The sequence below is a fragment of the Limnothrix redekei LRLZ20PSL1 genome (assembly GCF_043235035.1).
GTDB lineage: Bacteria > Cyanobacteriota > Cyanobacteriia > CACIAM-69d > CACIAM-69d > CACIAM-69d.
Genome location: NZ_JAZAQF010000073.1, coordinates 1 through 258, shown reverse-complemented (window position 1 = coordinate 258; position 258 = coordinate 1). Strand labels below are relative to the sequence as shown.

General features: G+C 57.0%; 1 protein-coding gene. It reads right to left on the bottom strand.

All coding sequences use genetic code 11. The features are described 5' to 3' along the window. Positions 1–77 precede the first annotated feature (77 nt). The coding region (locus tag VPK24_RS18865) for a hypothetical protein (RefSeq protein ID WP_393013735.1) at positions 78–258 on the bottom strand (181 nt) is incomplete at its 5' end.

Below are 258 nucleotides of genomic sequence, written 5' to 3'. Positions count from 1 at the left end.
GCGACCGCTGGCCGTGGCGGTTGGGACGGCCCAACCGGTAGACAACCCAGGGCAGGGATGGGCTGAAGTCCTTCAGATCAATATCTTTTGGATTCTTTGACGCGGGTTTCATAGGCGCTGATGGCAACGATGAAGTGTTGGATTGTGTCAGCGATCGCGATCTTGTCTGAGCTATCGGCCGGCCCCTTTACTTCCCATCCATTGGCGTGGGAGTAGACCAGCAGCGCCCATTTATCGTTAGGCGCGATGATCAGCCAC